Here is a 26509-nt window from a genome sequence, read left to right as displayed (position 1 = left end):
GAGACATCGTCGACACTTTTCTCGGCCTCACGGTCAGGCCCTGGGCACGTGCAAAGCCACGTCGGAGACGTCCTCGGCCCAGTCGGGCGCGGGCAGCCGTACCGCCGTGACGGAGGCGTGACCGTAGTACGCCGCATACTGCTGTTTCACCAGACCGCTCAGTACAACCCGGACCGGATAGCTCAAGGGCCCGTCGTCGCCGCAGGCGGGCAGACAGCCAAACTCGACCACGAAGCCGGTGGCCGTGGCTCGGGGCGACCCCCAGCCCCGCCATCTCAACCGGTCCAGGGTCGTGTCATCGGTGAGGTTCACCAAATCCGGCCGCTGCTGTGGCTCGGCCATCCAGTTCTCCACGTACACCGGCCCCGTCCACGTGATCCCCGTGGGGGCCGGGCCCTCGTCGCGGGGGCCCTCGTCCACCGCACCGCACCCGGTCAGGCAGGCCGCGAGCACGACGCACGGCACGAACCGGCTGCGTCGCATCGTGTGCTCCTCCCGTGAGGCGGGTCTGTAAACGGTGGTGGTCGTCGGGACGAGCGACGAAAAGCCGGTGACCAGGTTTGCGCCACACCGGTAGGTCGGTTCCCGGTCATGTAGAGGCACCAGGAAGCGTGCGGGTTCCATTTGTCGGGCCCCGAAAGCGCTGAATTCGCCTGCTCGACCGGCCACCCCCGGAGACACCTTCGCTGCCGCACCGCAACGACTTCCCGGGCCGGGCGGCCTGCTGCGCCGACGGTCACGGGGCACGACCGGCCCACCGGTCTCGTGCCACACGCTCACGACGTCACCGTAAGCACCCTGCGGGCCCGTGCGGATCGGCGCTCAACCGCGCTGTTCCAGCTCGCCACCGAGCTGCCCGCCGCGGTCCTCGCCCGCACCCTGGGTATCCACGTCACCGGAACTAAGCCTTCTGGCTACAGAACCAGGTCACGGCCATCGGCGACCTCACCCGAGACCCCGACGGAGCCGCAGCACGCCACCAGTGGATCAGCGAACCCGGACTTTGGTACGACGACGAGCCCTCGCGCCCCGAGGAGCGGATGACAACCGTGGGGCCGACCGCCGCGCTGACCGAGGCCGACTTCAACCAGATATGCGTCCAACTCGCCCGGACTCGCCGACGACTTCACGGTGTGGGTCCGCGTCGGCTGAGGTACTCGGGCGCTCTGACCGCAGGTTCGTGAAAGGCCGGATCAGGACGGTGCCCTGTCGCTTCGGCATTGTCATTCGCGCTCGCGGGCTCTCGAGAGTGTGGAGACCATGACCTGGGCCTCGGTGGGCTGATCCGCGAGCCGTCCTGCTTCAAGGATCTCCTCGTCCGTCATCCGCGCGCCAACCCGATGGGCCCGGTGAACGGCGTCGACGTTCAATCGCGCGGTCAGCACTAGTAGGGCTTGGTCAGGTGCGGTCCTTGATGGCGTGTCTTCCTGATCGGTCGTGCCGTTGATCGGGTGTGCTGGGTGGGGAGTTGGCTGCGGTCCGGTGTGATCTGGAGGACTTCGCGGCGGAGATGTTCGAGCCGTTCGCGCGGGCAGATCAGCGGCGGTGGGGCGAGGTATATCTGCGGGGCCTGCTGCTGGACGGCGGGCGCAAGTCGGTGGAGCCGATGGCCGCCCGCCTGGGCGAAGACGGGAACCGGCAGGCCCTGGCCCACTTCGTCACTTCCAGCCCGTGGGACGCGGCACATGTCCGGGCCCGTTTGGCCTGGCGGATGCAGCCGGTCATCAAGCCCACCGCGTTGATCATCGATGACACCGGGTTCCTCAAGGACGGGGACGCGTCCGCGTGCGTGACCCGGCAGTACACCGGCACCGCGGGCAAGGTCACCAACTGCCAGGCCGGGGTCTCGCTGCACCTGGCTTCCAACGGCGCCTCGGCGGCGGTGAACTGGCGTCTGTTCCTGCCCGAGAGCTGGGATCCCGCCTCGCCGAAGGCGGATCCGGTCAAAGTGGTCCGCCGTGCCAAGTGCGCCATCCCTGCCCAGGCGGGCCATGTCGAGAAGTGGCAGCTGGCCCTCGACATGATCGACGAGACGCGCTCCTGGGGCATCGAGGTGCCCCAGGTCATCGCCGACGGCGGCTATGGGGATACCGCCGCCTTCCGGCTTGGCCTGGAGGAACGCGGTCTCCACTACGTGGTGGGCATCTCGACCACGACCACCGCGCAACCCGGGGACGCACAGCCGTGCACCCCGGCCTACCCCGGCCGGGGACGACGGCCGGTTCCTGCCTACCCCGAGCTGGCACAGAGGGTGAAGAGCCTGGTCATCGCGGCCGGCAAATCTTCCGCACGGCCAGTGCAGTGGAGGGAGGGATCGCGGCCGGGCAGTGGCCGCAGCGGGCACAAACGCATGTACTCGCGCTTCGTGGCCCTGCGGATCCGGCCCGCCGGACGTGAGATCTGCAAAGCCACCCCCGGCGCCGAACTGCCGGTGCGCTGGCTGCTGGCCGAATGGCCAGCCGACCAGGACGAGCCCGTGCAGTTCTGGCTCTCCAACCTGCCCGAGACCACCCCGTTGCCCGTCCTCGTGCGCACCGCGAAGCTTCGCTGGCGCATCGAGAACGACTACCGAGAGATGAAGCAGGCCCTGGGCCTGGCCCACTTCGAAGGCCGAACCTGGCCAGGCTGGCACCACCACGTCACCCTCGTTTCGGTCGCCCACGCCTTCTGCACCCTGCAGCGACTGAGCCGATCCCCAAAAGAGACGGCGTCGGCCTGAGCCTCTACCGAGTCGTTCGCGAGCTGCAGTTACTCCTCGTGATCTGGACCGGCGCCTGCCCCACCTGTCACCGCGACATGCCAGACCTCGCACCAACATGACCAAGCCCTACTAGACGAGTCATTCCGATGTGATCAGTGGTCGTAGGCGATGAGGGATCGTAGGACCGGCTGGCCGGTCTTGTGGTTGTGCCAGATCGCAGCAGCCATCGCGAGGACGCGCTGGGCGACGCGGACGGCGACGCCTTCGAAGGTCCGGCCGCCGTGCTGTTCCAGGTCGAGCTGGCCCTTGAGGGTGTCGTTGACCGACTCGATCAACTGCCGCACCGACTTCAGCAGGGACTCGCCCTTGCGTTTCTTCTCGCGCTTGAACGACGGCCGCAGCAACTCAGCGCCCCTCAGGGCCAGATCGGCCTCGAACTCCCTGGAAGCGAAACCCTTGTCGGAGATCACCAGCAGCCCCGGCCGGTTCGTGACCGTCTCGGGTTCGCGGTCGAGCATCGCGGTCAGTACCTCGCGCTCATCCAACTTCGGGGTCGCCAGAGCCCACAGGATCGGCATCCCGGTCGGGGTGCACACCAGGAACAGGCGCAGGCCCCAGAAGAACCGGCTGTGACTGGCGCAGTACCCGTATCCGGCCCAGCCGGCCATGTCCGACCGCTTCACCGTCGGACGCGAGCGACCGCACTCCACCGGCGTCGAGTCGACGATCCAGTGGTTGTCGAACCAGAAGTCCGTATCGACGGCCAGCAGCCGTATCGCCTTCTTGACCAACGGCAACGCAGCCCGCAGCCGCTTGTTCCAGCCCGGCTGCCTGGGCACGTACGGGAACATCCCGCCCAGGCGGGAGTCCACGAACCGCAGCCACCGCGACTCCGAGGTGAAGCCCAGCAACGCCTGCGCGACAGCGAGGCAGACAAGCTCGGAATCCGTCAGCCGCGGCGGCCGGCCCAGCCACCGGGTACCCCCGATCTCGTCGTCGATCTTCACGTACAGTGCGGTCAGCAGGGCGTCCAGGTTGTTCGTCACACAACGATCTTGGACGCCCTGTCTGCGTTCCCGGACACACCGTCAGCATTCGGAATGACTCGTCTAGGAGCCAACGCATGGCCTGCACGGGGTCTGCTTCTGTACCGATGCCGTCCCGGTACCAGTCGGCCGCGACATCCGCCGCGCCGGCGTGACCGTTCTCGGCTGCCCGCACGTACCAGCTCAGGGCTTCCTCGTTGCGTCTGTCGGCCGCCAACTCGTCTCCCAGCACCGCGGCAGCCTGCGCGATGCCTCCGTCGGCGGCCTGGGTCAGCAGCCGGAGGTACTCGTCACGGTCAGCGCGACAGTTACCTTCCCCCTGGGTGACCGCAGCGTTGAAGGCCCCGTAGGCGTCCCCTTTCGCGGCTGCCGCACGAAACAGCTCCAGCGCCTCGTCACGGTCCTCCTCCACTCCCTTGCCTCGCACCAGCATGAACCCGAAGGTGCGAAGGCCGACGGCGTGACCAGCGGCGGCCGCGGCCCTGGCATAGCCGACCGCCATCGGAAGGGCGTCCTCGGTGAAGTAGTCCATCAAGATCCCCGCCATCAGAGCCTGCGCGGCAGGGTCTCCCGCATCAGCCAGCGGTCTGATGTGCGGGGCCGCGAATCTGCTGGCGGCGTTCGCGCCGTCCAGGCTGCCCAGCTTGGCAGCCTGGATCCAGGCAAGCCCCGCATCTACCCAGCGTCCGCCCTCAGCCGCCTCCTGCCCGGCGACGAGGAGCTCTTGTATCTGCGCCGACTCAGGTTGGGGCTGGACCGACGTCACAGAGGCTCCTGGAAAGAGTGCGGGGACAACCAGCCGATTGAAGCAGGAGCGCCTCTTCCGCACGGCATCGGCCCCAGCAGGACGGATTCGGCTTGATCTCGCGTCGGAGATCGGCGTCAACGCCGAGTTTGTCAGGCCCTCAAGATCTTTCACGGCACTCGGGTCAGACCTATTCGGGCGGTTCCCATACCCGACTCCACCATCACACCCGGACGTATACAAGATCACGGCCGCGGGCGCAGCACTCTCCGCGCACCGCAGCGTGCTCCGCGCACCACGCTCCCCGCCGAGCCCGATCGTCATGACCCGCTGACGCCGGTCCAGGACCCTGGTCCCCAACCGGTCCCCCGAAAACAGCCAAGGGCCGGTTTCGGATGTCTCCGAAACCGGCCCTCACCTGCGACTGTCTCCAGTCGGGACGACAGGATTTGAACCTGCGACCCCTTGACCCCCAGTCAAGTGCGCTACCAAGCTGCGCCACGTCCCGGTGCGTCGACCCACGGTTGCCCCGCGTGATCGCACAGACAAACCCTACCGCACACCCGCCGCGCCTCCGAGCGGTTACGGAACGGTCACCGGGACACCAAAGGGCCTTTACCGTCCCATCCGCCGCACTACCGTCGTCCCACCCGAAACACAACAGGGGGACGACCATGAGCAATCCGTACAACACTCCCGGGAACGCGCCACAGGCTCCGATACCGGGGCCGACGCCCGACCGTCGGGGGCAGGGGCCGAGATGGGCTCGTAAGAGATTCGTCCTGCCCGCCCTCGGGCTCGTGTTCCTTCTCGGCGTCGGCATCGGGGGAAGCGGTCAGGGGGACGGCAAGGACGCGGTGGCCGCCGACCCGGCGCCCACGGCGACCGTGACGGCGACGGCGACGGCGACCGCCACGGTCACGAGCACCGTGACAGCCACGCCCGAACCCGCCGCCACCGTCACCGTTCGGGCGACGAGGACGGTGACGGCCGAGCCGGCCGTCGACACCAACACCGGCTCCGACACCGGATCGGACGACGGCTCCGGGTCCGGCGACGACAGCGTGTACTACGCGAACTGCACGGCTGCCCGCGCCGCCGGAGCCGCCCCGGTGCGTGTCGGTGATCCCGGCTACGGCCGGCATCTCGACCGGGACGGCGACGGCGTCGGCTGCGAGTGACGGGCAGAGGTCAGGCGTTCGGGTCGAACGCGATGCCCGCCGGCATGGCCGCCGCCAGGTGGGAGGCGAAGTTGCCGTCCTTGAGACCGAAGTTGGCGCTGCCCCAGTCGGCGGAGGTCAGCTTGTCCCGGATGCCCGACGGGTAGCCGTTCCAGCCGACCAGCGCCGGGAACTGCCAGGTTCCCTTGTGGTTCTCCGGGGGTTCGTCGTTGGTGCCCGCGAGGCGGAAGCAGTGCGTCCTGATGCCGTCCTTGTGGTAGACGATCTTGGGGTGCGTGCCGTCCCAGCGGACCTGGTCCCGGGTGTGGACGGTGAAGCCGCCGTGGTTGGAGGTCGAGACGTACTCCGCCACGCCGTCCCGCACCCACACCACCACATGCTCCCAGTCGTGCCGGTGCCCGCCGATGCTGCTGCCCGCGAGTGCCTGGTCCTTCTCGAAGTAGAGGCCGTAGATGATCGCGCACCAGCCGTTGTTGCACTTGTAGCGGGAGTAGCCGTTGGTGTTGTCGAGGTCGGAGGCGTCCCGGCACTGCCCGTTGAGGGAACCGGTCGGCTTGAGGCCACCGTTGAGGGTGCCCGTGGCACCGATGGCGGGGGTGGAGTAGCAGCCGTCCGTGTCGTAGTCGTACGCCGGTTGGTACGTCTGCTCGGTGCCGTCCGCGTTGGCCGGCAGGGCCCCGGGCGGGGCGGCGAGGGCGGTGCCCGGAAAGGCGACGACCAGCGCCACCGCGCTGCCGAGGACGAGCGAGGCTCTGCGGGTGCGCACACGTCTCTTCACGGGGGCCTCCTGATCGATGCCGTGCGGGTACGGCGGTTCGGTCAGGTTGGCATGCCCATATCACGGATCGGTCACTCGGAAGGAAAGGTTCGAGCGCGCCCGGCGGACGTGCGGATCACTCGGGCGGCGTCGGAGTGTCGTGCGTCCGGTACATCGCCTGTACGTCCAGCTCCAGTTGGACCGTCGGCCCGACCACCGCGATTCCCCGGGCCAGCATGGAACGCCAGTTGAGGGTGTAGTCCTCGCGGTGCAGTTCCGCCCGGGCGCGGGCCGCGCAGCGCAACTCCTCGCCGTAGCCGCCGTTGACGGACCCCAGGTAGGTCGTGTCCAGCGATATCGAGCGGCTCACCCCGTGCATCGAGAGCGAGCCCTGCACCGCCCACTTCGCGCCGGCCCGGTAGGAGAAACGCGAGCTCACGAAGTCGATGTACGGAAAGCGCTCGACGTCCAGGAAGTCGGCCGACCGCAGGTGGTTGTCCCGGGTCCGGTTCCCGGTCGTGATGCTCGACGCGTCGATTCGGACCTGCACCCTGGACTCGGTCATCGTCCGTGCCACCTGGATGCCGCCCTCGAACCGCTCGAAGCGGCCGTGCACATCGCCCATTCCGACATGCTTGGCGATGAACCGGATCGCGGTGTGCGGCGGGTCGAAGAGCCAGGTGCCGGGCACGGGGAGGTCCAGCCGCCGGGCCGGCTCCAGCTGGACGCGCTGTGTCGGCAGCATCACCCCGTCGAGGAGGTCGACCGTCTCGCGATGCGGCGTCAGGCCCTCGGCGGAGATCATCAGGCTGTAGCGGCCCGACGGAAGGATGGCGAGGAAGTAGCCGTAGGGGTCCGTCGTACCGCGTGCCATCACCTGGTGTGCGTCGGTCGCGCTCACGGTCACTTCGGCGCCGCCCATGGGCTGGCCGAGCGGGTCCAGCACCTCGCAGCCGAGGGATCCCGCGCCGGGCGGCAGGGGAAGGGAGAGGCCCGCGCGATCGGAGACGCCTCTGGACCGCAGGCGCCTGAGCAGTGCGAGGGCCATGGGTTCACCTTTCTGTTCTTCTGCTGTGTGCCGTCATGGTCGGGTGAAGTGCCGGTGTGTCTCAGCCCGTGCCGGGCGCCTCGCCCCGGTACGCCGCCCGCAGCACACCGAGCACACCCTCGGGCGTGACCTCCCGCGGGTTGGGGTAAGGCTGCCCGGCCGCCTGGGTAACCGCAACCGTCAAATCCGCCTCGGTGAGGCCAAGTTCGGCGAGAGAACGCGGGGCGCCCAGGCGTCCGGCCAGCTCCCACAGGGCAGTTGGGGCATCGGCAGCGCCGCCCAGCGCACGGGCGACGGCGTGGGCCGCTTCCGGTGCGGCGGGCGCGTTGTGGGCCAGGGTGTACGGCAGGACGACCGTGTGCGTCTCGGCGTGCGGCAGGCCGAAGGTGCCGCCGAGGACATGGCAGAGCTTGTGGTGCAGGCCCATGGTCGTGGCGCCGAGACAGGAGCCGCACAGCCATGCCCCGTACAGGGCCCGGCCGCGCGCGTCGAGGGACGCGGGATCCGCGGCCACGTCCGGGAGTGCCTCGGCCATCGCCCGTACGCCCTCCTGCGCCATCAGGGAGACGAGCGGGGAGGCGTCGGGGGCGTAGAGGGCCTCCACCGCGTGGGCGATCGCGTTGATGCCGCTGGTGACCGAGAGCGGGACCGGCAGGGAGAGGGTCAGCTCGGGGTCGTACACCACGCTGCGCGGGAGGACCGATCGGTCGCGGCCGGTGGTTTTCACGCCCTTCTCGGTCAGGCCCCAGACGGGGGTCATCTCCGACCCCGAGTAGGTGGAGGGCACGGCGATCAACGGCAGCCCGGTGCGCAGCGCGATCGCCTTCCCGAGGCCGATCGCGCTGCCGCCGCCGACCGCCACACACCCGTCGGCGCCCATGGCCAGCGCCACCTCGACGGCCCGGTCGGCGACTTCGACGGGCACATGCGTCCGCGCCTCGTCGTGCAGACCCGCCAGGGCCGGTCCCAGCGAGTCGGCGACCGCCTGCGCGGTGCCTTTCCCGCGCGCGCCACAGACGACCAACACCCGGCGCAGACCAAGGCGTTCGGCCTCCCCGGCAGTCGCGGTGACGGCGGCCCCGGCCCGCAGCACGACCCGCATCGGCTGGGCCTCGTACACGAAGTCCGGTCCGGTCGTCACGACTTGTTCTCCGACTTCTCCAGTACGAGGTCGAAGCGTGCGTGGCGGAAGGGGTTCGGCATGCCGAACTCACCCGCCAGGGACGGGTCGTCGGTCTCGGTGAAGTCCTTGACCAGGCTCTGCTTCACCGCGAACACGGCGTCCGAGTCGAGGTAGTCGCTGCCCGCGACGAAGATGTGGGTAGTGACGGGCTCGTGGCCCTCGGCCGTGGCGATGAAGTGGATGTGGGCGGGTCGGAAGGGGTGCCGGCCGGTGGCGTTGAGCAGTTCGCCGACCGGGCCGTCCGTCGGGATCGGGTACGGGCTCGGCACACAGGTGCGGAACCAGAAGCGGCCCTCCGCGTCCGCGGTGAAGAGCCCGCGGCCGTTGCCCGGCGGCTGGACGTCCGGCTGCTGGACGTCGTAGTAGCCCTCGGCGTCGGCCTGCCAGACGTCGAGTACCGCTCCGGGCAACGGCGTTCCGTCCCGGTCGAGCACCCGCCCGCTGACCACGCACGGCTCACCGGCGCCCACCAGGTCGATGTCGGCGCCGAGTTGCCGTACCGGCGACTCGGTCATGTGGAAGGGACCGAGCACGGTCGACTCGGTGGCGCCCGGGTCGCGGTGGCCGTTGAGGGTCTCCACGAGCATGGAGACACCGAGGACGTCCGACAGCAGGATGAACTCCTGCCGGGTGTCGGTGCAGTTCTGCCCGGTCGCCGTCAGGAAGCCGATGGCCCGCTCCCACTCGCCGATCGTCGGCTCGGTCTCGCGCACGAAGGCGTGGAGGTGCCGGGTGAGAGCGGTGAGCAGCTCACGCAGACGCGGGTCGGCGGTGCCGCGCATGCTGTCGACGACGGCCTCGGTGACGGCGGTCGTGAAACCGGCACCCTCACCGCTGTCACTCGTCTTTGGTTCAGTGGTCATTCCGCGCGCTCCTCATCCCGTCTCGCCCGGTCAGGCATGTCCGAGGATCTGTGTCAGCACGTCCGTCGGCAACTGTTCGGCGTTCTCGGCCGCTTCGGCGTGTCGGAGGGCGGCTGTACCGGAAGCTGCGCGGAGTACCGGGCCCGAGGCGGTTTCACAGCCCTGGGGCGGGTGGCGCCGTCGTCCCCCGGATCTCCAGTGTCGGGGCGGCGAGGTGGACGGCGCCCGGGCTGCGCGGCAGGTCGAGTCGGTCGAGGAGACAGCGGGCGGCGCGGCGGCCCACCTCATGGCTGGCACTGTCCACGGTGGTGAGCCAGACGTGGCGCAGCCGGGAGATGTTCGTGTTGTCGTAGCCGACGACGGACAGGTCGCGCGGAACGCCCAGTCCGAGTTCCTCGGCGGCGGAGATCGCGCCCACGGCGGTCATGTCGTTGACGGCGAAGACGGCGGTGGGCCGGTCGGCTGGGTCGCCGAGCAGCCGGACGGTGCTCCGGTAGCCGCCCTCCTCGGTCAGGTCGCCGGCCTCGACGCGGGTACTGTCCGCCAGGCCGTGCGCGCGCATCGTCGCCTCGAAGCCGCGTCGGCGCAGCTCACCGACGGCGCCGTACCCGGCGATGTGCGCGATACGGCGGTGGCCGAGCCCGATGAGGTGCTCGGTGACGATCCGGGCGCCGTGCTCGTCGTCGTTGGCGACCATGTCGATGCCGGGCAGCGCGGGCTCGCGGGCACCCGCGACGACGACCGGGACGCGCTCGGCGAGGGTGCCGAGGACCGCCGGGTCGGGCAGGGTGCCGACCACGACCAGTCCGTCGACACCGAGGTCGCGGAAGGGGCCGGTGAGGTCCTGGCCGCTGCGCCGGTTGAGGCGGGCGTCGGCGAGCAGCATGTGCAGGCCGTTGTCGTGGAGGAGGGAGCCCAGCCCGTCGAGCAGGTCGACGAACCAGGGGTTGCGCAGGTCGTTGAGGAGGACGCCGACGGTCCGGGTGCGCTGTTCGCTGAGGCTGCGCGCGGCGGCGTTCGGCCGGTAGCCGAGTTCCCGTACGGCGAGCAGGACGGCCTCCCGCTTCTCGGGCCTTACCTGTTCGGAGCCGCGCAGCACCAGCGAGACCAGGGATTTCGACACACCGGCTCGTTCGGCGACGTCTCGGATGGTCGGCGGTCTCATGCCTTGGACCGTTCCACAAGCCTGTATGTCCTGTCAAAGGGTTGACAGCAGAGGCTGAAGGCGCCGAGGGTGGGCGGGAAACGTTCTGGACCGGTCCAAAGAGGGGCTGTCATGGCAAGTACGCTCGGTGTCGCCGTCGTGGGCTTCGGCTGGATGGGCCGGGTGCACACCCAGGCGTACGCCCGCCTGCCGCACCACTTCCCCCAGCTGGGGCTGCGGCCCGAACTGGTCATGGTCGCCGAGGAGGTGCCGGGCCGGGCCGAGGAGGCCGCCGCGCAGTTCGGGTTCGCCTCGACGACCCGCGACTGGCGAGCCGTGGCCGCCGACCCGCGCGTGCAGGCGGTGAGCATCACCGCGCCGAACTTCCTGCACCGGGAGATCGGCGTCGCGATGGCGGAGGCGGGCAAGCACATCTGGATCGAGAAGCCGGTGGGTCTGTCCGCGGCCGACGCCGGCGCGGTCGCCGACGCGGTCGCCAAGGCCGGTGTCCAGGGGACGGTCGGCTTCAACTACCGCAACGCGCCCGCCGTGGAGCGGGCCCGGCAGCTCATCGCGTCCGGGGAGATCGGCACGGTCACCCATGTCCGCGTCCGCCTTTTCAGCGACTACGCGGCCCACCCGGACGGCGCACTGACCTGGCGGTACGAGCGGGAGCGCGGCGGCAGCGGAGTCCTGGGCGACCTCGCCTCGCACGGAGCCGACCTGGCCCGGTTCCTGCTCGGTGACATCGCCGCGCTCACCGCCGACACCGCCGTATTCGTGCCCGAGAGGTCCCGTCCGACGGGTGCCACGGCCGGTCACACGCGTGCGTCGGGCGGCGACCTGGGCCCGGTGGAGAACGAGGACTACGTCTCCTGCCTGCTGCGTTTCGCCTCCGGCGCCCGGGGCGTCCTGGAGGCGTGCCGGGTGTCGGTCGGCGAGCAGAACAACTACGGCTTCGAGGTGCACGGTACGAAGGGCGCGGTCTTCTGGGACTTCCGCCGGATGAACGAGCTGGGCGTGAGCACCGGCACGTCGTACCAGGACCAGCCGGTCAGCACGGTGTTCGTCGGTCCGGGCGACGGGGAGTTCGGGGCGTTTCAGCCGGGGGCGGCGAACGCCATGGGCTACGACGACCTGAAGGTCATCGAGGCCCACCGGTTTGTGCGTTCGGTGGCCGAAGGGACGCCGTACGGGGCGACGTTGACGGATGCGGTGCGGAGCGCTGCCGCGCTGGACGCGATGAGTCGGTCCGTGGAGTCGGGGGCGTGGGTGACACTCGGGGCGCAGTGACTCCGTCGGCTTGTGCGGTGTGATTGCTGCGGGCCCGTTGTGGCTGGTCGCGCAGTTCCCCGCACCCCTTTCGGGGACGCGGGTCCGCTCCCCCGGGTTTCCCCGGCACCGCGTGAACAAGGATCAGCGTGGCGGCATGTTGTAAGGGGTGACCACCTGGATCGCGGACGGCAGGGTCGGGCCGGCCGGGGGCAGGGCGCCGTGTGCTCGCATGACCGTGCGGCAGGCCTCGTGCATGTCCTGGCGGAGGTCGTGGTGGAGCACGCAGGACAGGCGGTGCTCGCGCAGGAGACGGGTGTTGTCGTGGTCGAGGTCGTGGGCGACGAACACCGCGCACTCGCGTCCCAGGTCCGCGAAGGCCCGTAGCGTCGCGATGTTTCCGCCGCCGATCGAGTAGACCGCCCGGATGTCGGGGTCGCGCTTCAGGGCGTCCCTGACCAGGTCGTACTGGGTGGCGTCCAGGCCCTGGCCCTCGGTGATCTCGACCAGGGCGCGCTCGGGATGCCGGGCCCGCATGGCGCCCCGGAAACCCATCTCGCGCTCCTCCTCGTTGCGGAAGAAGCCGCTGCTGAGGCTGGTGAGCACGTTGCCGGGGTGCTCACCCAGCCACTGGCCCATGAGGTACGCGGCGGTGGCGCCGGCGGCCCGGTTGTCGATGCCGACGTAGGCGAGACGGGCGCTGGAGGGCAGGTCGGTCACCAGGGTGACGACCGGGATGCCGGCGGCCACCAGCCGGCCGACGGCCGCCGTGACCTCGGGCACGTCCGGCGCCTTGACGATGACTCCCTGCGAGCCGCGCCGGGCGATGCGGTCGAGGGCCGCCGCCAGCTCCGCCACCGGGCCGGTCTCACGGAAGTGGAAGCGGGAACGCACGACGGCCGGATGGAGGGCGGGCAGTTCGGCCTCCAGCGCGGCCCGGACGGCGGTGGTGAACCGCTCGGGCGCCTGCATCACGATGTCGATCATGAACGTACGGCCGACCAGCCGGACCTGCGTGCGCTGCCGGTCCAGGTCGGCGATGGCCTGCCGCACCTCCCGCTGGGTGCTCTCGCGCACGCCGCCCCGGCCGTTCAGGACACGGTCGACGGTGGCCTCGCTGAGGCCCGCCTGCCGTGCGATCTCCCGGATCGGATAGGGGTGGCCCATGGGGAGGTTCCTCGGCTTTCGCTTGAGGGGTTTTTGATGGCTGTCTGCTGGTTGTTTGACGAGTTTGTCATGACAACAATGACAGCATTCAGTCGTCGTGGACGACGTCGCTGATGGTGACGATGCTGATGATGTTGAAGATCGAGAGAAGGACGACGATGTCCCTCACCGCCGCACAACGCCGCGCGTGGCTGTCCGAGCAGGACTGCGATCTCGACGCCTTCCGTGCCGAGGTCGAGCGGACGACCGACGCCGCCGACTACCCGTACTCGACCGCCGTCCGCGGACAGGTCCTCGTCTACGACAGTGAGCGGCTGCGCGCCGCCGTCACCGCTCCGGGTGGCCGCCGGGAGGTCCTGGCGGAGCTGGTCCGGGCGCTCACCGACGGACCCGGCGTCGTGGTCCTCCAGCGGGCCTTCGCCGAGTTGTCGGTCGTGGACCGGGCGACCGCCGCCTTCGAGGCGCTCATCGCCGACCAGCGGGCGGCCGGGACCGTCGCGGGCGACCACTTCGCCAGGCCCGGGGCCAACGACCGGGTGTGGAACGCCCTGGAGAAGACGGCCCTGCGCGCGCCGGAGGCGTTCGCCGACTACTACGCCAACGACATGATCGCCCTCGTCTCGACCGCCTGGCTCGGCCCCGGCTACCAGGTCACCTCGCAGATCAACGTGGTCAATCCCGGCGGGGCCGCGCAGAGCCCTCACCGCGACTACCACCTCGGCTTCCTGTCCAACGACACGGCCGCGGCCTACCCGGCGCACGTCCACCGGTTGTCCCCCGTGCTGACGCTCCAGGGCGCGGTCGCCCACTGCGACATGCCCGTCGAGTCCGGCCCGACGCTGTACCTGCCGTACTCGCACTCGTACGAGCCCGGCTATCTGGCCTGGCGGCTCCCGGAGTTCAGGGCGTACTTCGACGCCCATCACGTGCAGCTGCCGCTGGCCAAGGGCGACGCGGTCTTCTTCAACCCCGCGCTCTTCCACGCGGCCGGCACCAACCGCTCCACGGACATCCGCCGGATGGCGAACCTCCTCCAGGTGTCCTCCGCCTTCGGCCGGGCCATGGAGACCGTGGACCGGGAGGCGGTCGTGAACGCCGTGTACCCCGTACTGCTCGCCCGCAGGGCCGAGGGAGCGGGCGACGACTGGCTGGAGGCGGTCGTCGCGGCCTCGGCCGAGGGCTACCCCTTCCCCACCAACCTCGACCGGGATCCACCGGTCGACGGCCTGGCCCCGCCCTCGCAGGCGGACCTCGTGCGGCGCGCGCTGCGCGAGGAGTGGACCCCCGAGGCGCTCCGCGAAGAACTGCGGTCCGGCGCCGAACGACAGATGAGCTGAGGAACCGAACAGCATGGGACTTCTCCAGGACAAGGTCGTCCTCGTCAACGGCGGCAGCCAGGGCGTCGGGGCGGCCATCGCCCGGGCCGCCGTCCGCGAGGGTGCCGTCGTCGCGGTGACCGGGCGACGCCCGGAACCGGGCGAAGCGCTCGTCGCGGAACTGACGGCGGCCGGCGGCAAGGCCATGTACGTACGCGCCGACCTCTCGGACGCCGAGCAGGCGAAGGCGGCCGTGGCCGAGGTGATCGCCGCCCACGGGCGGATCGACTGCCTGGTCAACTCGGCGGGCCTGACCTCGCGCGGCACACTGCTGGACACCACGCCCGAGTTGTTCGACGCGCACATCGCGATCAACCTCAAGGGCCCGTTCTTCGCCATGCAGGCGGCGGTGGCGGACATGGTGGCGCGCAAGGCGCCCGGCACCGTCGTCAACATCATCACGTCCTCGGCGCACGGCGGACAGCCCTTCCTGGCCCCGTACGTCGCCGCGAAGGCCGGACTCATCGGTCTGACCCGCAACGCTGCGCACGCGCATCGCTGGGACCGGGTCCGCATCAACGGCCTGAACATCGGCTGGACGGCGACCGAGGGCGAGGACGCCACCCAGCGGGCCTTCCACGGAGCGGGCGACGACTGGCTCGACCAGGCCGCCGAACGCCTGCCCATGGGCAAGCTCGGCCAGCCGGACGAGATCGCCGACTTCGTGGTCCTCCTGCTCTCCGACCGGTCGGGCGTGGTCACCGGCTCGGTGATCGACTGGGACCAGAACGTCCTGGGCGGCCTGGACTGACCCGCTCACTTCCCCCTGCTTCCCCCTGTTCCTCCCTCTCCTCGCAAGACACCCGCACCACTCCCAAGGAGCACCACAGCCCATGCGTATCGGAATCCTCGGCCTCGGCCGCATCGGCGCATTCCACGCCGAGACCCTCTCCGGTCTCGACGCCGTCGACTCCCTCGTCGTCAGCGACCCGTTCGCGGAGGCCGCCAAGGCCGCCGCGGAGCGCTTCGGCGCCCAGGTGGCGGACTCCCCCGAGGCCCTCCTGGCCGCCGGTGTCGACGGCATCGTGATCGCCGCCGCGACCGACGCCCACCCGGCCCTGATCCTCGCCGCCGTCGAGGCGGGCGTCCCCGTGTTCTGCGAGAAGCCGGTGGCCCGCTCGATGGCCGAGGGCGTCGCGGTGCTGAACGCGGTCAAGGACAGTGGCGTCGAGATCCAGATCGGCTACCAGCGCCGCTTCGACGCGGGCTTCACCGCGGCCCGCGACGCCGTCCGGAGCGGGGAGTTGGGCCTCCTGCACTCCATCCGGTCGACCACGCTGGACCCGGCGCCGCCGCCGGCCGCGTACATCGCCGCGTCCGGTGGCATCTTCCGGGACTGTTCGGTGCACGACTTCGACATCCTGCGCTGGGTGACGGGCCGCGAGGTGACCGAGGTGTACGCGGTCGGCGGCAACCGGGGTGCCGACTACATCAAGGACGCCGGCGACGCCGACACCACCGGCGCGATCCTCACCCTGGACGACGGCACGATCGCAGTGGTGTCCAACTCCCGCCACAACGCCCGTGGTTACGACGTCCGCATGGACCTGCACGGCTTCAAGGACAGCATCTCCGTGGGCCTGGAGGACAAGCTCCCGCTGCGTTCCGTGGAGCCGGGTGTCACCTTCCCGGCGGGCGTGCCGCACGACTTCTTCATGGACCGCTTCATCCCCGCCTACCGCGCCGAACTGACGGCGTTCACCGAGGTCGTCGCGGGCAACCGCACGTCCCCGTGCACGGTCGCCGAGGCCCTGGAGGCGGGCTGGATCGCGGACGCGTGCACCCTGTCGCTCCAGGAGCACCGCCCGGTGCGCATCGAGGAAGTACGCACGGTCTGAGCACGTCCGGTTGAACGCCTGAACGGCCCGCGCTGTACCGCTTTCACCGGTACAGCGCGGGCCGTTCGACGAGTTCCACCTCGACGCGCCGGCCCTCGGTCCGCGCGCGTACACCGGCCTCGCAGACCGCGGCCACCGCGTAACCGTCCCAGACGCCGGGCCCGGTGACCTCGCCGCGCCGGGTGGCGTCGACCCATGCCTGGACCTCACGGTCGTAGGTCCTCGAACCGCTCGATGAAGTCCTGGGCGATGGTCCCGCCCCAGTGACCGGCCGAGTTGACGACCATGCCGTGTCCGTCGCCGATCCGCGCGGTCCCGTGCTCGCAGACCACCTCGGCCTGAACCTGGTACCCGAAGCCGCAGTTGACGTTGATCTCCACGTCGACGATGGCCCCGCCGTCGGTCTCCATCACGACGAACTGCGGATCCTGGAGCCCGTCGGGCGCGTTCCCGGACGGCCTCGGACACAGCACGGTGACCGCGGTGATCTCCTGCCCGAGGAGCCACCGGGTCACGTCCATCTCGTGCACCACGGAGTCGTTGATGTGCATCGCGCTGGTCCACCAGGGCGGGGAAGCCACGTTGCGATGCCGGTTGTGCAGCATCAGTGGCCGGCCCAACCTCCCTGTGTCGAGGAGCGACTTGAGCCGCAGATACTCGGCGTCGTACCGCCGCATGAACCCGACCTGGACCCGACGGTGCCCCAGCCTCCGCTCGGCCTCCAACACCCGTAGCGCGGACGCCGAGTCTGGCGTGAGTGGCTTCTCGCACAACACCGGCAGGTCGTACGAGAACGCCGCGAGCAGGGCCGCCTCGTGAGCGGCCCCGGGCGAGGCGATGAGCACGGCGTCGACGTCGGGCGATGCCATGGCGGCGGCCGGGTCGGGGTACGTCCTGCAACCGTCGATCCCGGCCGCGACCGACTCGGCCCGCTCCTGATCGACGTCCACGACGGCGACCACCCGGGCGCCACTGGTGACTTCCTCGATACGGCGAACGTGATCGGCACCCATCTTGCCGGTACCGATCACGGCTACGCCGAGCATGTCATGGTGCTTCATGGAGAAACGGTGCCCCTCTACGGCTTGGGGCGAGGTCTCCGACGGTAGGGGCGCGGAGAACTGCGCGACCAGCCACAGACAACCCGCACCCAACGAACCACCCATGAACTGCCTGCGTCTACGCTCCGCAGGAGCGAAGGAACTGCCGAGTCCGCACAGCAATAGGCAACGGCTTGTCCGGTTCACACGGATACATGTCCTGCTCCACTATGGCGAACAGGTCCACACCAAGGCCCTGCGCAGCAGTTAGCACAGGCCCCAACTCCGGTACCCCAGAGGGAGGTTCGCACATGACCCCCCGCTGCACGGCCGGCCCGAACGGCACCCCGTTCTCGACCACGTCGGCCAGGATCGCCGGATCGACCTGCTTGAGGTGCAGATACCCGATCCGCTCGCCGTACGTCTCGATCAGCTTGACACTGTCGCCCCCGCAATAGGTGTAGTGCCCGGTGTCCAAGCACAGGTTGACCACGTCGGAGTCCGTGGCGTCGAGGAACCGCTCGACGTGCGTCTCGGTGTCGATGTGGGTGTCCGCGTGCGGGTGGACGACGATGTCCAGTCCGTACGTGTCCTTCACCTCACGCCCGAGCCGTTCCATGCCGCGGGCGAGGTGACCCCACTGTTCGGCTGTCAGCTCCGGCGGCTCCAGGATCTCGGCGGTCTTGTCGTCCCGCCAGAACGAGGGGATGACGACCAGGTGCTTCGCGTCCATCGCCTGGGTGAGGGCGGCGACCTGGCTGACGTGCTCCCAGGTCGACTCCCACTCGGACGGACCCCGGTGCAGGCCCGTGAAGACGGTCCCGGCCGACACCTTGAGGTCACGCTTGACTATCTCGTCCGTCAGACGGGCCGGGTCGGTCGGCAGATAGCCGTACGGGCCCAGTTCGATCCAGCGGTAGCCGGCCTCGGAGACCTCGTCCAGGAAGCGTTCCCACGGCACCTGTACCGGGTCGTCGGGAAACCAGACACCCCAGGAGTCCGGTGCCGAGCCGACCCGGATACGGTCGAGCGGGGTCGTCATGTCGTCGTCCCCTTCGAAGGGGAGGTGCCGGGTGCCTGGAGGTCTTCGGCTTCGGGGAGTTCGTCGACGTCGACGCCGCGGACTTGGGCCAACTCGTGTTTGAGGGCGGCGAGTTCGGCGCCGCCGGCCATGTGGTTGGTGAGTTCTTCGAGGGTGACCTCGCTGCGGGCGGCGGAGAGTTCCATGGTGCCCAGGCGCAGGACGCTGAAGTGGTCGCCGACCATGTAGGCGTGGTGGGGGTTGTGGGTGATGAAGATGACGCCGAGGCCTTTGTCGCGGGCTGCGGCGATGTATTTCAGGACCACGCCGGACTGTTTGACGCCGAGGGCGGCGGTGGGTTCGTCGAGGATGAGGACGCGGGCGCCGAAGTAGACGGCGCGGGCGATGGCGACGGACTGGCGCTGGCCGCCGGAGAGGGTGCCGATGGGCTGGTCGAGGTCGTCCAGGACGATGCCCATGTTGCGCAGTTCCGTATCCGCTGTCTGTTTCATCGTGTCGATGTCGAGGCGGCGGATCGGCCAGGGGCCCTTGGTCATCTCGGAGCCGAGGAAGAAGTTGCGCCATACCGGCATCAGCGGGACGGTCGCCAGGTCCTGGTAGACGGTGGCGATGCCGGCGTCGAGGGCTTCGCGGGGGGTGGCGAAGTGGACGGGGTTGCCGTCGACGAGGACCTCCCCCTCGGTGTGCTGGTGCAGGCCGGAGATGATTTTGATCAGTGTGGACTTGCCGGCGCCGTTGTCGCCGAGGACGCAGGTGACCTGGCCGGAGTGGACGGCGAGGTTCACGCCGTGCAGGGCGCGGATGTTGCCGTATGCCTTGCCGGCGCTTCGCAGCTCGACGATCGGCGCCGTGTCCTGGGGTGAACTCTCCTGCGTGAGCGTGCCGTTGGGAGAGGTGGTTTCGTTGGTTGTCATGCGTTCACCTCCGGGTCGCCTGGCGGCGGACCCACAGATTGACGAGGGCGGCGACCAGGAGCATCACGCCGAGGAACGCCTTGAACCAGTCCGGGTTCCAGTTGGCGTAGACGATGCCCTGGGAGACCATGCCGAAGATGAAGGCGCCGATGACGGGGCCGATCGCGGAGCCGTAGCCGCCGGTGAGCAGGCAGCCGCCGATGACCGCGGCGATGATGTAGAGGAACTCGTTGCCGACGCCCTCGCCGGACTGGACGGTGTTGAACGAGAACAGCAGGTGCATGCCGACGAACCAGGCGCCCGCGCCGACGCCCATGAACAGGGCGATCTTCGTGAACTTGACCGGGACGCCGACCGCGCGGGCGGAGTCCTGGCTGCCGCCGACGGCGAAGATCCAGTTGCCGAACCTGGTGCGCAGCAGGATCCAGGTGGCGATCGCGGCGAACACCAGCCAGTACACGATGGTGATCTTGAAGCTGACGTCGCCGATGGTGAACTCGGAGGCGAAGACCTTCTTGGCCTGGTCGAAGCCGTCCATGTCGGCGATCGAGTCGGACGCCACGTTCCCGGTGAAGATCTTCGTGACGCCGAGGTTGGCGCCCTGCAGGATCAGGAAGGACGCCAGGGTGACCAGGAAGCTCGGCAAACCAGTCTTGATCAGCAGCCAGCCGTTGAACGCACCCACCGCCAGCGACACGATCAGCGCGACGAACACGCCGGTCCACACGTTCATGGACAGCTGGAAGCTGAGGATCGCGGCGGTCAGCGCCGAGGTGGTGACCGCGACACCGGCGGACAGGTCGAACTCCCCGCCGATCATCAACAGGGCCACCGGCAACGCCATGATGCCCATCACGGACGCCTGGTAGAGCACGGTGGCCAGCGCGCTGGTCTCCCGGAAGGAGGGCGCCGCCACGAAGAAGAACACGTACACGAGGATCGCCGCGATGAGAGCGCCGATCTCGGGGCGGCCCAGCAGCCGGCGCCCCAACGACCGCTGACGGGTGCGGCCGTCCTTCTGAGTGGCCGGCGGAGCCGGCGGCGAAGAACTCGCCGCCGGTGCCGTTGCCTGACTCGACATCACCGAGTGCCCTTCGCGGCGAACGCGGCGATCTTCTCGACGTTGGACTTGTCGACGAACGCCGGACCGGTCAGCACGGGCTGCTCACCGCCACCGCTGTAGTTGCCGTTGTTCTTGAACAGCCACATCGAGTCGACGGCCAAGTAGCCCTGGAGGTAGGGCTGCTGGTCCACCGCGAACTGGATGTCACCCTTCGTGATGGCGTCGGTCATCTCCTTGTTGAGGTCGAAGGTCGCGACCTTGGCCTTGCTGCCGGCGTCGCTCACCGACTGCACCGCGGTCAGCGCGTAGCTGGCGCCGAGCGCGACCACGTAGTCGATCGCCTTGTCCTGGTTGAGCTTCGCGGTGATCGTCGACTTCACGGACGGCATGTCGGTGCCGTTGACGTTGAGAGTCTCCAGCGTGCCGGTGAACGTCTTCTTCACACCGTCACAGCGCTGGGTGAGGCCGACGTTGCCCTGCTCCTGGATCACACAGACGGCCTTCTTGGAGCCGAGTTCGTTCAGCTTCTTGCCGAACGCCTCGCCAGCGACGGACTCGTCCTGACCGAAGAACTGCTGGAGACCCAGCCTCTTCCAGTCGCTCAGGCCCGAGTTGAGGCCGACGACAGGGATACCGGCGGCCGTCGCCTTGGCCACGGCGTCCTTCATGGCGTCGGGCTTGGCCAGTGTGATGGCGATGCCGTCGACCTTCTGGGCGATCGCGTTCTCGACGAGGTTGGCCTGGTTGCCCGCGTTCGGGTCGGCCGAGTAGACGAGCTTGATGTTGTCCTTGTCCGCGGCGGCCTGGGCACCCTTGCGGACGATGTCCCAGAAGGTGTCACCGGGCGCCTGGTGGGTGACCAGTGCGACGGTCATCCGAGGGGTGGTGGCCTTGCCCGCCGAAGCGTCGGCACCGCCGTCCTCGGACTTTTTGCCGCCGGAACTGCTGGAGCAGCCCGCGAGGACCAAGGCCGCTGCCGCGGCAGCGGCAACAACGGGGGCGATTCTGCGGGAGCGAGAAGAGCGGTCCATCTTTCCTGCACCTCACTGTGCGACCGGGGAGAGGGTGGGGATCTTAGCGATCCCGGGCCCGGGTCCCGGAGGTCCGGGCCGTGTGCCGCGAACACGGCAGTCCACTTGGGACCGAATCCAAATCCTTGGAACTGTCCGCTGTCAATACTTTGTTAAGACATCATTTCACTAGCAGGTCAGAATGTAAGAACAAACCCTTGACAGCGTCACCCTCCGAGTCCTACACCTGGGAGGACGACAGGCCCCTCGGGACCCGCATCCTCCGCAGCTCGAAGGAGCATCGCATGACCGAGTCAGCCCCGCCCTTCGACCTGGTCACCATGGGCCGCATCGGAGTTGATCTTTATCCGCTGCAGTCCGGCGCACCGCTGACCCTAGTGCAGACGTTCGGAAAATTTCTCGGTGGGTCCGCCGCCAACGTCGCGGTCGCGGCGGCCCGTCTGGGTCGTTCCTCGGCCGTCGTCACCCGTACCGGCGCGGATGCCTTCGGCGACTATCTGCACCAGGCGCTGAGGGAGTTCGGGGTCGACGACCGCTGGGTCACACCGGTCGACGGTCTGCCGACTCCGGTCACGTTCTGCGAGCTCTTCCCGCCGGACGACTTCCCGCTGTACTTCTACCGCCGACCCACCGCCCCCGACCTGCAGATACGCACCGATGACCTGGATTTCTTCGGCATCCGGGCCGCCCGCGTCTTCTGGATCACCGGCACCGGTCTGAGCGAGGAACCGAGCCGCTCGGCCACACTCGCCGCTCTCAAGGCCCGCGACCGGGCGGACATCACGGTCTTCGACCTGGACTGGCGTCCCGCGCTCTGGGGTGACACAGCCTGGAGGAACCCGGAGGACGCCCGCCCGTACTACGCCGAGGCCCTGCGCCACGCGACCGTCGCGGTGGGCAATCTCGACGAGTGCGAGGTCGCCACCGGCGTTCGCGAACCGCGCGCCTGTGCCGAGGCGTTGCTGGCCGCAGGGGTCGAGCTGGCCGTCGTCAAGCAGGGCCCCGAGGGGGTGCTGGCGGTGCACCGCGACGGCGCCACCGCCGAGGTCCCGCCGGTCCCCGTCGACGTGGTCAACGGCCTCGGCGCGGGCGACGCGTTCGGCGGCGCCCTGTGCCACGGGCTGCTGTCCGGCTGGGAGTTGGAGCGGACCATGCGGTACGCCAACGCGGCCGGCGCCCTCGTCGCCTCCCGTCTCGCCTGCTCTTCCGCGATGCCGACCGGGTCCGAGGTCGACGGCCTCCTCGCGAGCGGATCGCCCCGATGAGCGAAGGCCGGACCGCTGCGAGCCCGGGGGCACCCGAACGGGCGCCCCGCACCCCTGAACGGAGCACGCTTTGACCATCAGCGTCGCCGACCTCGCCAAGGTCAGGGCCCGGCACCCGGAGGCCGTAGCGGAGGCCGCCGCCCGCCGGGTCCGGAGGCCGCTGATCGGCGACAGCGGGCGGCTCATGATCGTGGCCGCCGACCATCCGGCGCGCGGCGCCCTGGGCGTCGGCGACCGTCCCCTCGCCATGGCCGACCGCGCCGACCTGCTGGAACGCCTGTGCGTGGCACTGTCGCGGCCCGGTGTGGACGGGGTGCTGGCCACCGCCGACATCCTGGACGACCTGCTGCTGCTCGGCGTGCTCGACGACAAGGTCGTCATGGGGTCGATGAACCGCGGCGGGCTGGCCGGCGCGGTCTTCGAGATGGACGACCGGTTCACCGGCCACCGCGCCCAGGACATCGCCCGGCTGCGCTTCGACGCGGGCAAGCTGCTGCTGCGCATCAACTACGACGACCCGGGATCGCTCACCACCCTGGAGTCCACAGCCCGGGCCGTGGACGAGATGGCGGCGCGCCAACTGCCGTTGTTCGTCGAGCCGTCCATCTCGCGCCGGGTCGACGGCCGGGTGCTCAGCGACCTGTCCGCCGAGGCGGTCACCCGCTCGATCGCCATAGCGTCGGGACTGGGCGGCACCTCCGCGTACACCTGGCTGAAACTCCCCGTCACCGACGACCCGGACGACATGGCCGAGGTGCTGGAGACGTCGACGCTGCCCGCCGTGCTGCTGGGGGGCGAGGTCGGCGGTTCCCCCGAGGAACAGGACGGCGCCTACGAGCGCTGGCGCAAGGCGCTGCGGCTGCCGACCGTGCAGGGGCTGGTCGTGGGCCGGTCGCTGCTCTACCCGTCTTCGGGCAGTGTGGAGGCAGCGGTGGACACGGCGGTGGGACTGCTGTGAACCGAGACAATCAGGGTACGGCCGTGAACCGGGTCAACACAGGACCCGCTGTGAACAGGAGTGACAGATCATGACCACCGCCTACCACCTCCCGGCCGGCAAGGCTCTCGGCGGCCCGTACGTCGTCGACGTCAACCCCGAGAAGGCCGGCTGGGGCTACTCCAGCCTTCGGGTGCTGGAGCTGCCCCCGGGTGGCTCGCACGCCTTCTCGACCGGCGACAGCGAGTGGATCGCGCTGTCCCTCAACGGCGCCTGCACGGTCGACACGACGGACGATTTCGGCCACTCCAGCTTCGAGGTGCACGGCCGCGACAGCGTGTTCAGCGGTGTCAGCGACTTCGTGTACATGCCCCGTGACGCCCGTACGACCATCACCTCCGCCACGGGCGGGCGCTTCGCGCTCACCGGCGCGCGCTGCACCCGGCGGCTGCCCGCCCGCTACGGGCCCGCCTCCTCCGTCCCGGTGGAACTGCGCGGCACCGGGAACTCCTCCCGGCAGGTCAACAACTTCGGCGCGGCCGGCGTCTTCGAGTGCGACAAGCTGATCGCCGTCGAGGTGATCACCCCCGGCGGGAACTGGTCGTCCTTCCCGCCGCACAAGCACGACGAGCACCGGCCCGGCGAGGAGTCCGTCCTCGAGGAGATCTACTACTTCGAGTTCGCCGACCACGAGGGCACGCCCGGCCTCGGCTACCAGCGGGTGTCCCCGTCCGGCCAGGGCCGGAACACGGATGTGCTGGCCGAGGTGCGCGGCGGCGACGTCGTCCTCATCCCCGACGGCTGGCACGGCCCCTCCATGGCCGTACCGGGCCACCACATGTACTACCTCAACGTCATGGCGGGCCCCGAGGCCGACCGTGCCTGGCTGATCTGCGACCACCCCGATCACGCCTGGGTCCGCTCCACCTGGCCCGAGCAGCCCGTCGACCCCCGTCTGCCCCTCTACACGGCCCCGGAGAAGTCCTGATGAGCACCACCCCTACCCGCCGTCTGACCGTCGCCCAGGCGCTGGTGCGGTTCCTGTCCGTCCAGTACACCGAGCGCGACGGCGTACGCCACCGGCTGATCTCCGGCACGTGGGGCATTTTCGGCCACGGCAATGTGGCGGGCCTCGGTCAGGCGCTCCTGGAGGCCGGTGAGGACGCGATGCCGTTCCACCAGGGCCGCAACGAACAGTCGATGGTCCACGCGGCCGTCGGTTACGCCCGCCAGCTGAACCGGCTCTCGGCCCAGGCCGTCACCACGTCCATCGGCCCGGGCGCCACCAACCTCGTCACCGGCGCCGCCCTCGCGACGATCAACCGCCTCCCGGTGCTGCTGCTCCCCGGCGACTACTTCGCGACGCGCACCGCGGACCCGCTGCTCCAGCAGCTGGAGCACCCCGTCGAGGCCGACCTGTCCGTCAACGACACGCTGCGCCCGGTCTCGCGCTACTTCGACCGGGTGACCCGCCCCGAGGCGCTCATCCCGTCCGCGCTGAACGCCGTACGTGTCCTCACCGACCCGGTGGAGACGGGTGCCGTCACCCTCTCCCTGCCGCAGGACGTGCAGGCGGAGGCGTACGACTGGCCGGAGGAGTTCTTCGCCGAGCGCGTCTGGCACGTCCGGCGTCCCGCGCCCGACCCGTACGAGCTGGCCGAGGCCGTAGCGGCCGTCCGTGCCGCCGAGCGCCCGCTGATCGTCGCGGGCGGCGGGATCCACCACAGTCAGGCCGAGGAGGCGCTGAAGGCCCTGGTGGACGCCACCGGCATCCCCGTGGCCTCCACACAGGCCGGCAAGGGCTCCCTGCGCTACGACCACCCCGCCGACCTGGGCGGCATCGGCCACACCGGCACGGCCGTCAGCGACGACCTGGCCCGCACAGCCGACCTGATCATCGGCGTCGGTACCCGCTACACGGACTTCACGACCGCCTCGAACACGCTGTTCCAGAACCCCGACGTGCGGTTCCTCAACCTCAACATCGCCGCGTTCGACGCCCACAAGCTGGCGGCGCGGACACTCGTCTGCGACGCCCGCGCGGGCCTCACGGTGTTGACCGAGGCGTTGTCCGGTCACCGTGTGAACTCGGCTTACGAGGCCGAGTACGGTGTCGGCAAGGATCGCTGGGAGCAGGTTGTCGACGCCGCTTTCACCGCTGCCGACGAGACCGCCGTGCCCACCCAGACCCAGGTGCTGGGCGCCCTCGACTCGGTCGTCGGCGACGACGACGTGATCATCAACGCGGCCGGTTCGCTCCCCGGTGACCTGCACAAGCTCTGGCGGGCCCGCAGCCCCCGCCAGTACCACCTGGAGTACGGCTACTCCTGCATGGGCTACGAGATCCCGGCCGGGATCGGCGTCCAGCAGGCCGCCCCGGACACACCCGTCTGGTCGCTGGTCGGCGACGGCACCTATCTGATGATGCCGACCGAGATCGTCACCGCCGTCCAGGAGGGCCTGCCGGTCAACCTGGTCCTCATCCAGAACCACGGGTACGCCTCGATCGGCGGCCTCTCCGAGTCGGTCGGTGGCGAGCGCTTCGGCACCCCCTACCGCTACCGGGCCGCCGACGGCACCTTCACCGGGGACCCGCTGCCGGTCGACCTGGCGGCCAACGCGGCCAGCCTCGGCATGGACGTCCTGCGCGCCAAGACCGTGGGCGAGCTGCGCACGGCCCTGGCCACGGCCCGCGCGTCGGACCGGCCGACCTGCGTGTACGTGGAGACCGATCCGACGCCGACCGCTCCCCCGGCGGAAGCCTGGTGGGACGTACCGGTCGCCGAGACCGCCACCCGCGAGTCCGCCGTACAGGCCCGTGAGGAGTACGACCGCCAGGTCGCCGACCGCCGCCGTCACCTGTGACCCCGGTGGACGGTGGTGTCGACCTCGTTCT

22 protein-coding genes, 1 tRNA gene and 2 pseudogenes are annotated in these 26509 nt (G+C 69.8%); 10 read left to right on the top strand and 15 right to left on the bottom strand.

What is annotated here, in order from left to right:
- Window positions 1-33: 33 nt before the first annotated feature.
- Entirely contained in the window at window positions 34-483 is a 450-nt protein-coding gene (locus OHN74_RS37750; RefSeq protein ID WP_327699053.1) for a hypothetical protein, read from the bottom strand.
- 970 nt (window positions 484-1453) lie between these two features.
- On the opposite strand from OHN74_RS37750, the gene OHN74_RS37745 reads away from it, so the two are divergent.
- Window positions 1454-2719, top strand: a complete 1266-nt coding sequence (locus OHN74_RS37745) for an IS701 family transposase (protein ID WP_443060410.1) — start codon at window positions 1454-1456, stop codon at window positions 2717-2719.
- A gap of 134 nt (window positions 2720-2853) precedes the next feature.
- Here OHN74_RS37745 and OHN74_RS37740 read toward each other — a convergent pair whose 3' ends face one another.
- The 3 genes and pseudogenes from OHN74_RS37740 to OHN74_RS37735 form a co-directional block, all read right to left on the bottom strand.
- Window positions 2854-3747 carry an IS982 family transposase gene (locus OHN74_RS37740; RefSeq protein ID WP_327694926.1) on the bottom strand — a complete coding sequence of 298 codons (894 nt, stop codon included), beginning with the start codon at window positions 3745-3747 and terminating at the stop codon, window positions 2854-2856.
- 364 nt (window positions 3748-4111) lie between these two features.
- Window positions 4112-4180, bottom strand: a pseudogene (locus OHN74_RS42985) (hypothetical protein); the annotation flags it as partial.
- A 746-nt stretch (window positions 4181-4926) separates the two neighbouring features.
- Window positions 4927-5000 (bottom strand) — tRNA-Pro (locus OHN74_RS37735).
- A gap of 166 nt (window positions 5001-5166) precedes the next feature.
- On the opposite strand from OHN74_RS37735, the gene OHN74_RS37730 reads away from it, so the two are divergent.
- A complete protein-coding gene (locus OHN74_RS37730; protein WP_327699052.1) occupies window positions 5167-5673 on the top strand; it encodes an excalibur calcium-binding domain-containing protein in 507 nt (168 codons plus the stop codon).
- A gap of 10 nt (window positions 5674-5683) precedes the next feature.
- Here OHN74_RS37730 and OHN74_RS37725 read toward each other — a convergent pair whose 3' ends face one another.
- The 5 genes from OHN74_RS37725 to OHN74_RS37705 all read right to left on the bottom strand — a co-directional run bounded on the left by OHN74_RS37725 (window position 5684) and on the right by OHN74_RS37705 (window position 10689).
- The gene (locus tag OHN74_RS37725) at window positions 5684-6451 is read right to left on the bottom strand and encodes an NPP1 family protein (protein WP_327699051.1); all 768 of its coding nucleotides are present in this window, start codon (window positions 6449-6451) and stop codon (window positions 5684-5686) included.
- A gap of 115 nt (window positions 6452-6566) precedes the next feature.
- On the bottom strand, window positions 6567-7478 hold the full coding sequence (locus OHN74_RS37720; RefSeq protein ID WP_327699050.1) for a YceI family protein: 912 nt from the start codon (window positions 7476-7478) through the stop codon (window positions 6567-6569).
- Between the two features lie 61 nt (window positions 7479-7539).
- The gene (locus tag OHN74_RS37715; protein ID WP_443060588.1) at window positions 7540-8580 is read right to left on the bottom strand and encodes a maleylacetate reductase; all 1041 of its coding nucleotides are present in this window, start codon (window positions 8578-8580) and stop codon (window positions 7540-7542) included.
- 35 nt (window positions 8581-8615) lie between these two features.
- Window positions 8616-9524 carry an intradiol ring-cleavage dioxygenase gene (locus OHN74_RS37710; protein ID WP_327699048.1) on the bottom strand — a complete coding sequence of 303 codons (909 nt, stop codon included), beginning with the start codon at window positions 9522-9524 and terminating at the stop codon, window positions 8616-8618.
- A gap of 154 nt (window positions 9525-9678) precedes the next feature.
- A complete protein-coding gene (locus OHN74_RS37705; RefSeq protein WP_327699047.1) occupies window positions 9679-10689 on the bottom strand; it encodes a LacI family DNA-binding transcriptional regulator in 1011 nt (336 codons plus the stop codon).
- Between the two features lie 111 nt (window positions 10690-10800).
- On the opposite strand from OHN74_RS37705, the gene OHN74_RS37700 reads away from it, so the two are divergent.
- Window positions 10801-11961, top strand: a complete 1161-nt coding sequence (locus tag OHN74_RS37700; RefSeq protein WP_327699046.1) for a Gfo/Idh/MocA family protein — start codon at window positions 10801-10803, stop codon at window positions 11959-11961.
- Window positions 11962-12084: 123 nt separating this feature from the next.
- On the opposite strand, the gene OHN74_RS37695 is transcribed toward OHN74_RS37700, so the two are convergent.
- The gene (locus OHN74_RS37695; RefSeq protein ID WP_327699045.1) at window positions 12085-13107 is read right to left on the bottom strand and encodes a LacI family DNA-binding transcriptional regulator; all 1023 of its coding nucleotides are present in this window, start codon (window positions 13105-13107) and stop codon (window positions 12085-12087) included.
- Between the two features lie 158 nt (window positions 13108-13265).
- Between OHN74_RS37695 and OHN74_RS37690 the strand changes: the two genes are divergently transcribed.
- The 3 genes from OHN74_RS37690 to OHN74_RS37680 all read left to right on the top strand — a co-directional run bounded on the left by OHN74_RS37690 (window position 13266) and on the right by OHN74_RS37680 (window position 16321).
- The gene (locus OHN74_RS37690) at window positions 13266-14444 is read left to right on the top strand and encodes a phytanoyl-CoA dioxygenase family protein (protein ID WP_327700407.1); all 1179 of its coding nucleotides are present in this window, start codon (window positions 13266-13268) and stop codon (window positions 14442-14444) included.
- Window positions 14445-14457: 13 nt separating this feature from the next.
- Entirely contained in the window at window positions 14458-15234 is a 777-nt protein-coding gene (locus tag OHN74_RS37685) for an SDR family oxidoreductase (protein WP_327699044.1), read from the top strand.
- 82 nt (window positions 15235-15316) lie between these two features.
- Window positions 15317-16321, top strand: coding sequence for a Gfo/Idh/MocA family protein (locus OHN74_RS37680; protein WP_327699043.1), 1005 nt, complete (start codon window positions 15317-15319; stop codon window positions 16319-16321).
- Between the two features lie 43 nt (window positions 16322-16364).
- Here OHN74_RS37680 and OHN74_RS37675 read toward each other — a convergent pair.
- The 5 genes and pseudogenes from OHN74_RS37675 to OHN74_RS37655 form a co-directional block, all read right to left on the bottom strand.
- A pseudogene (locus OHN74_RS37675) lies at window positions 16365-17382 on the bottom strand (Gfo/Idh/MocA family protein).
- 118 nt (window positions 17383-17500) lie between these two features.
- On the bottom strand, window positions 17501-18403 hold the full coding sequence (locus OHN74_RS37670; protein WP_327699042.1) for a sugar phosphate isomerase/epimerase family protein: 903 nt from the start codon (window positions 18401-18403) through the stop codon (window positions 17501-17503).
- On the bottom strand, window positions 18400-19317 hold the full coding sequence (locus tag OHN74_RS37665; protein WP_327699041.1) for an ATP-binding cassette domain-containing protein: 918 nt from the start codon (window positions 19315-19317) through the stop codon (window positions 18400-18402). Before OHN74_RS37665 ends, OHN74_RS37670 begins: the two co-directional genes overlap by 4 nt.
- A 4-nt stretch (window positions 19318-19321) precedes the next feature.
- Window positions 19322-20398 carry an ABC transporter permease gene (locus OHN74_RS37660; RefSeq protein ID WP_327699040.1) on the bottom strand — a complete coding sequence of 359 codons (1077 nt, stop codon included), beginning with the start codon at window positions 20396-20398 and terminating at the stop codon, window positions 19322-19324.
- Complete coding sequence (locus OHN74_RS37655) at window positions 20398-21411, bottom strand: sugar ABC transporter substrate-binding protein (RefSeq protein ID WP_327699039.1); 1014 nt, start codon at window positions 21409-21411, stop codon at window positions 20398-20400. The genes OHN74_RS37660 and OHN74_RS37655 overlap by 1 nt, the downstream gene beginning before the upstream one ends.
- 284 nt (window positions 21412-21695) lie before the next feature.
- Between OHN74_RS37655 and iolC the strand changes: the two genes are divergently transcribed.
- From iolC to iolD, 4 genes are all read left to right on the top strand, one after another.
- Window positions 21696-22676 (top strand): 5-dehydro-2-deoxygluconokinase, encoded by a 981-nt coding sequence (gene iolC / locus OHN74_RS37650; RefSeq protein ID WP_327699038.1) that lies wholly within the window; start codon window positions 21696-21698, stop codon window positions 22674-22676.
- 70 nt (window positions 22677-22746) lie between these two features.
- On the top strand, window positions 22747-23634 hold the full coding sequence (locus tag OHN74_RS37645; protein ID WP_327699037.1) for a Cgl0159 family (beta/alpha)8-fold protein: 888 nt from the start codon (window positions 22747-22749) through the stop codon (window positions 23632-23634).
- 70 nt (window positions 23635-23704) lie between these two features.
- Entirely contained in the window at window positions 23705-24601 is an 897-nt protein-coding gene (gene iolB / locus OHN74_RS37640) for a 5-deoxy-glucuronate isomerase (protein WP_327699036.1), read from the top strand.
- Entirely contained in the window at window positions 24601-26478 is a 1878-nt protein-coding gene (gene iolD, locus OHN74_RS37635) for a 3D-(3,5/4)-trihydroxycyclohexane-1,2-dione acylhydrolase (decyclizing) (RefSeq protein ID WP_327699035.1), read from the top strand. The genes iolB and iolD overlap by 1 nt, the downstream gene beginning before the upstream one ends.
- Window positions 26479-26509: the final 31 nt, after the last annotated feature.

Source organism: Streptomyces sp. NBC_00459 (genome assembly GCF_036013955.1).
GTDB lineage: Bacteria > Actinomycetota > Actinomycetes > Streptomycetales > Streptomycetaceae > Streptomyces.
Note: the sequence above shows the minus strand (reverse complement) of the source record. Positions and strands in the feature narration are given on the sequence as shown.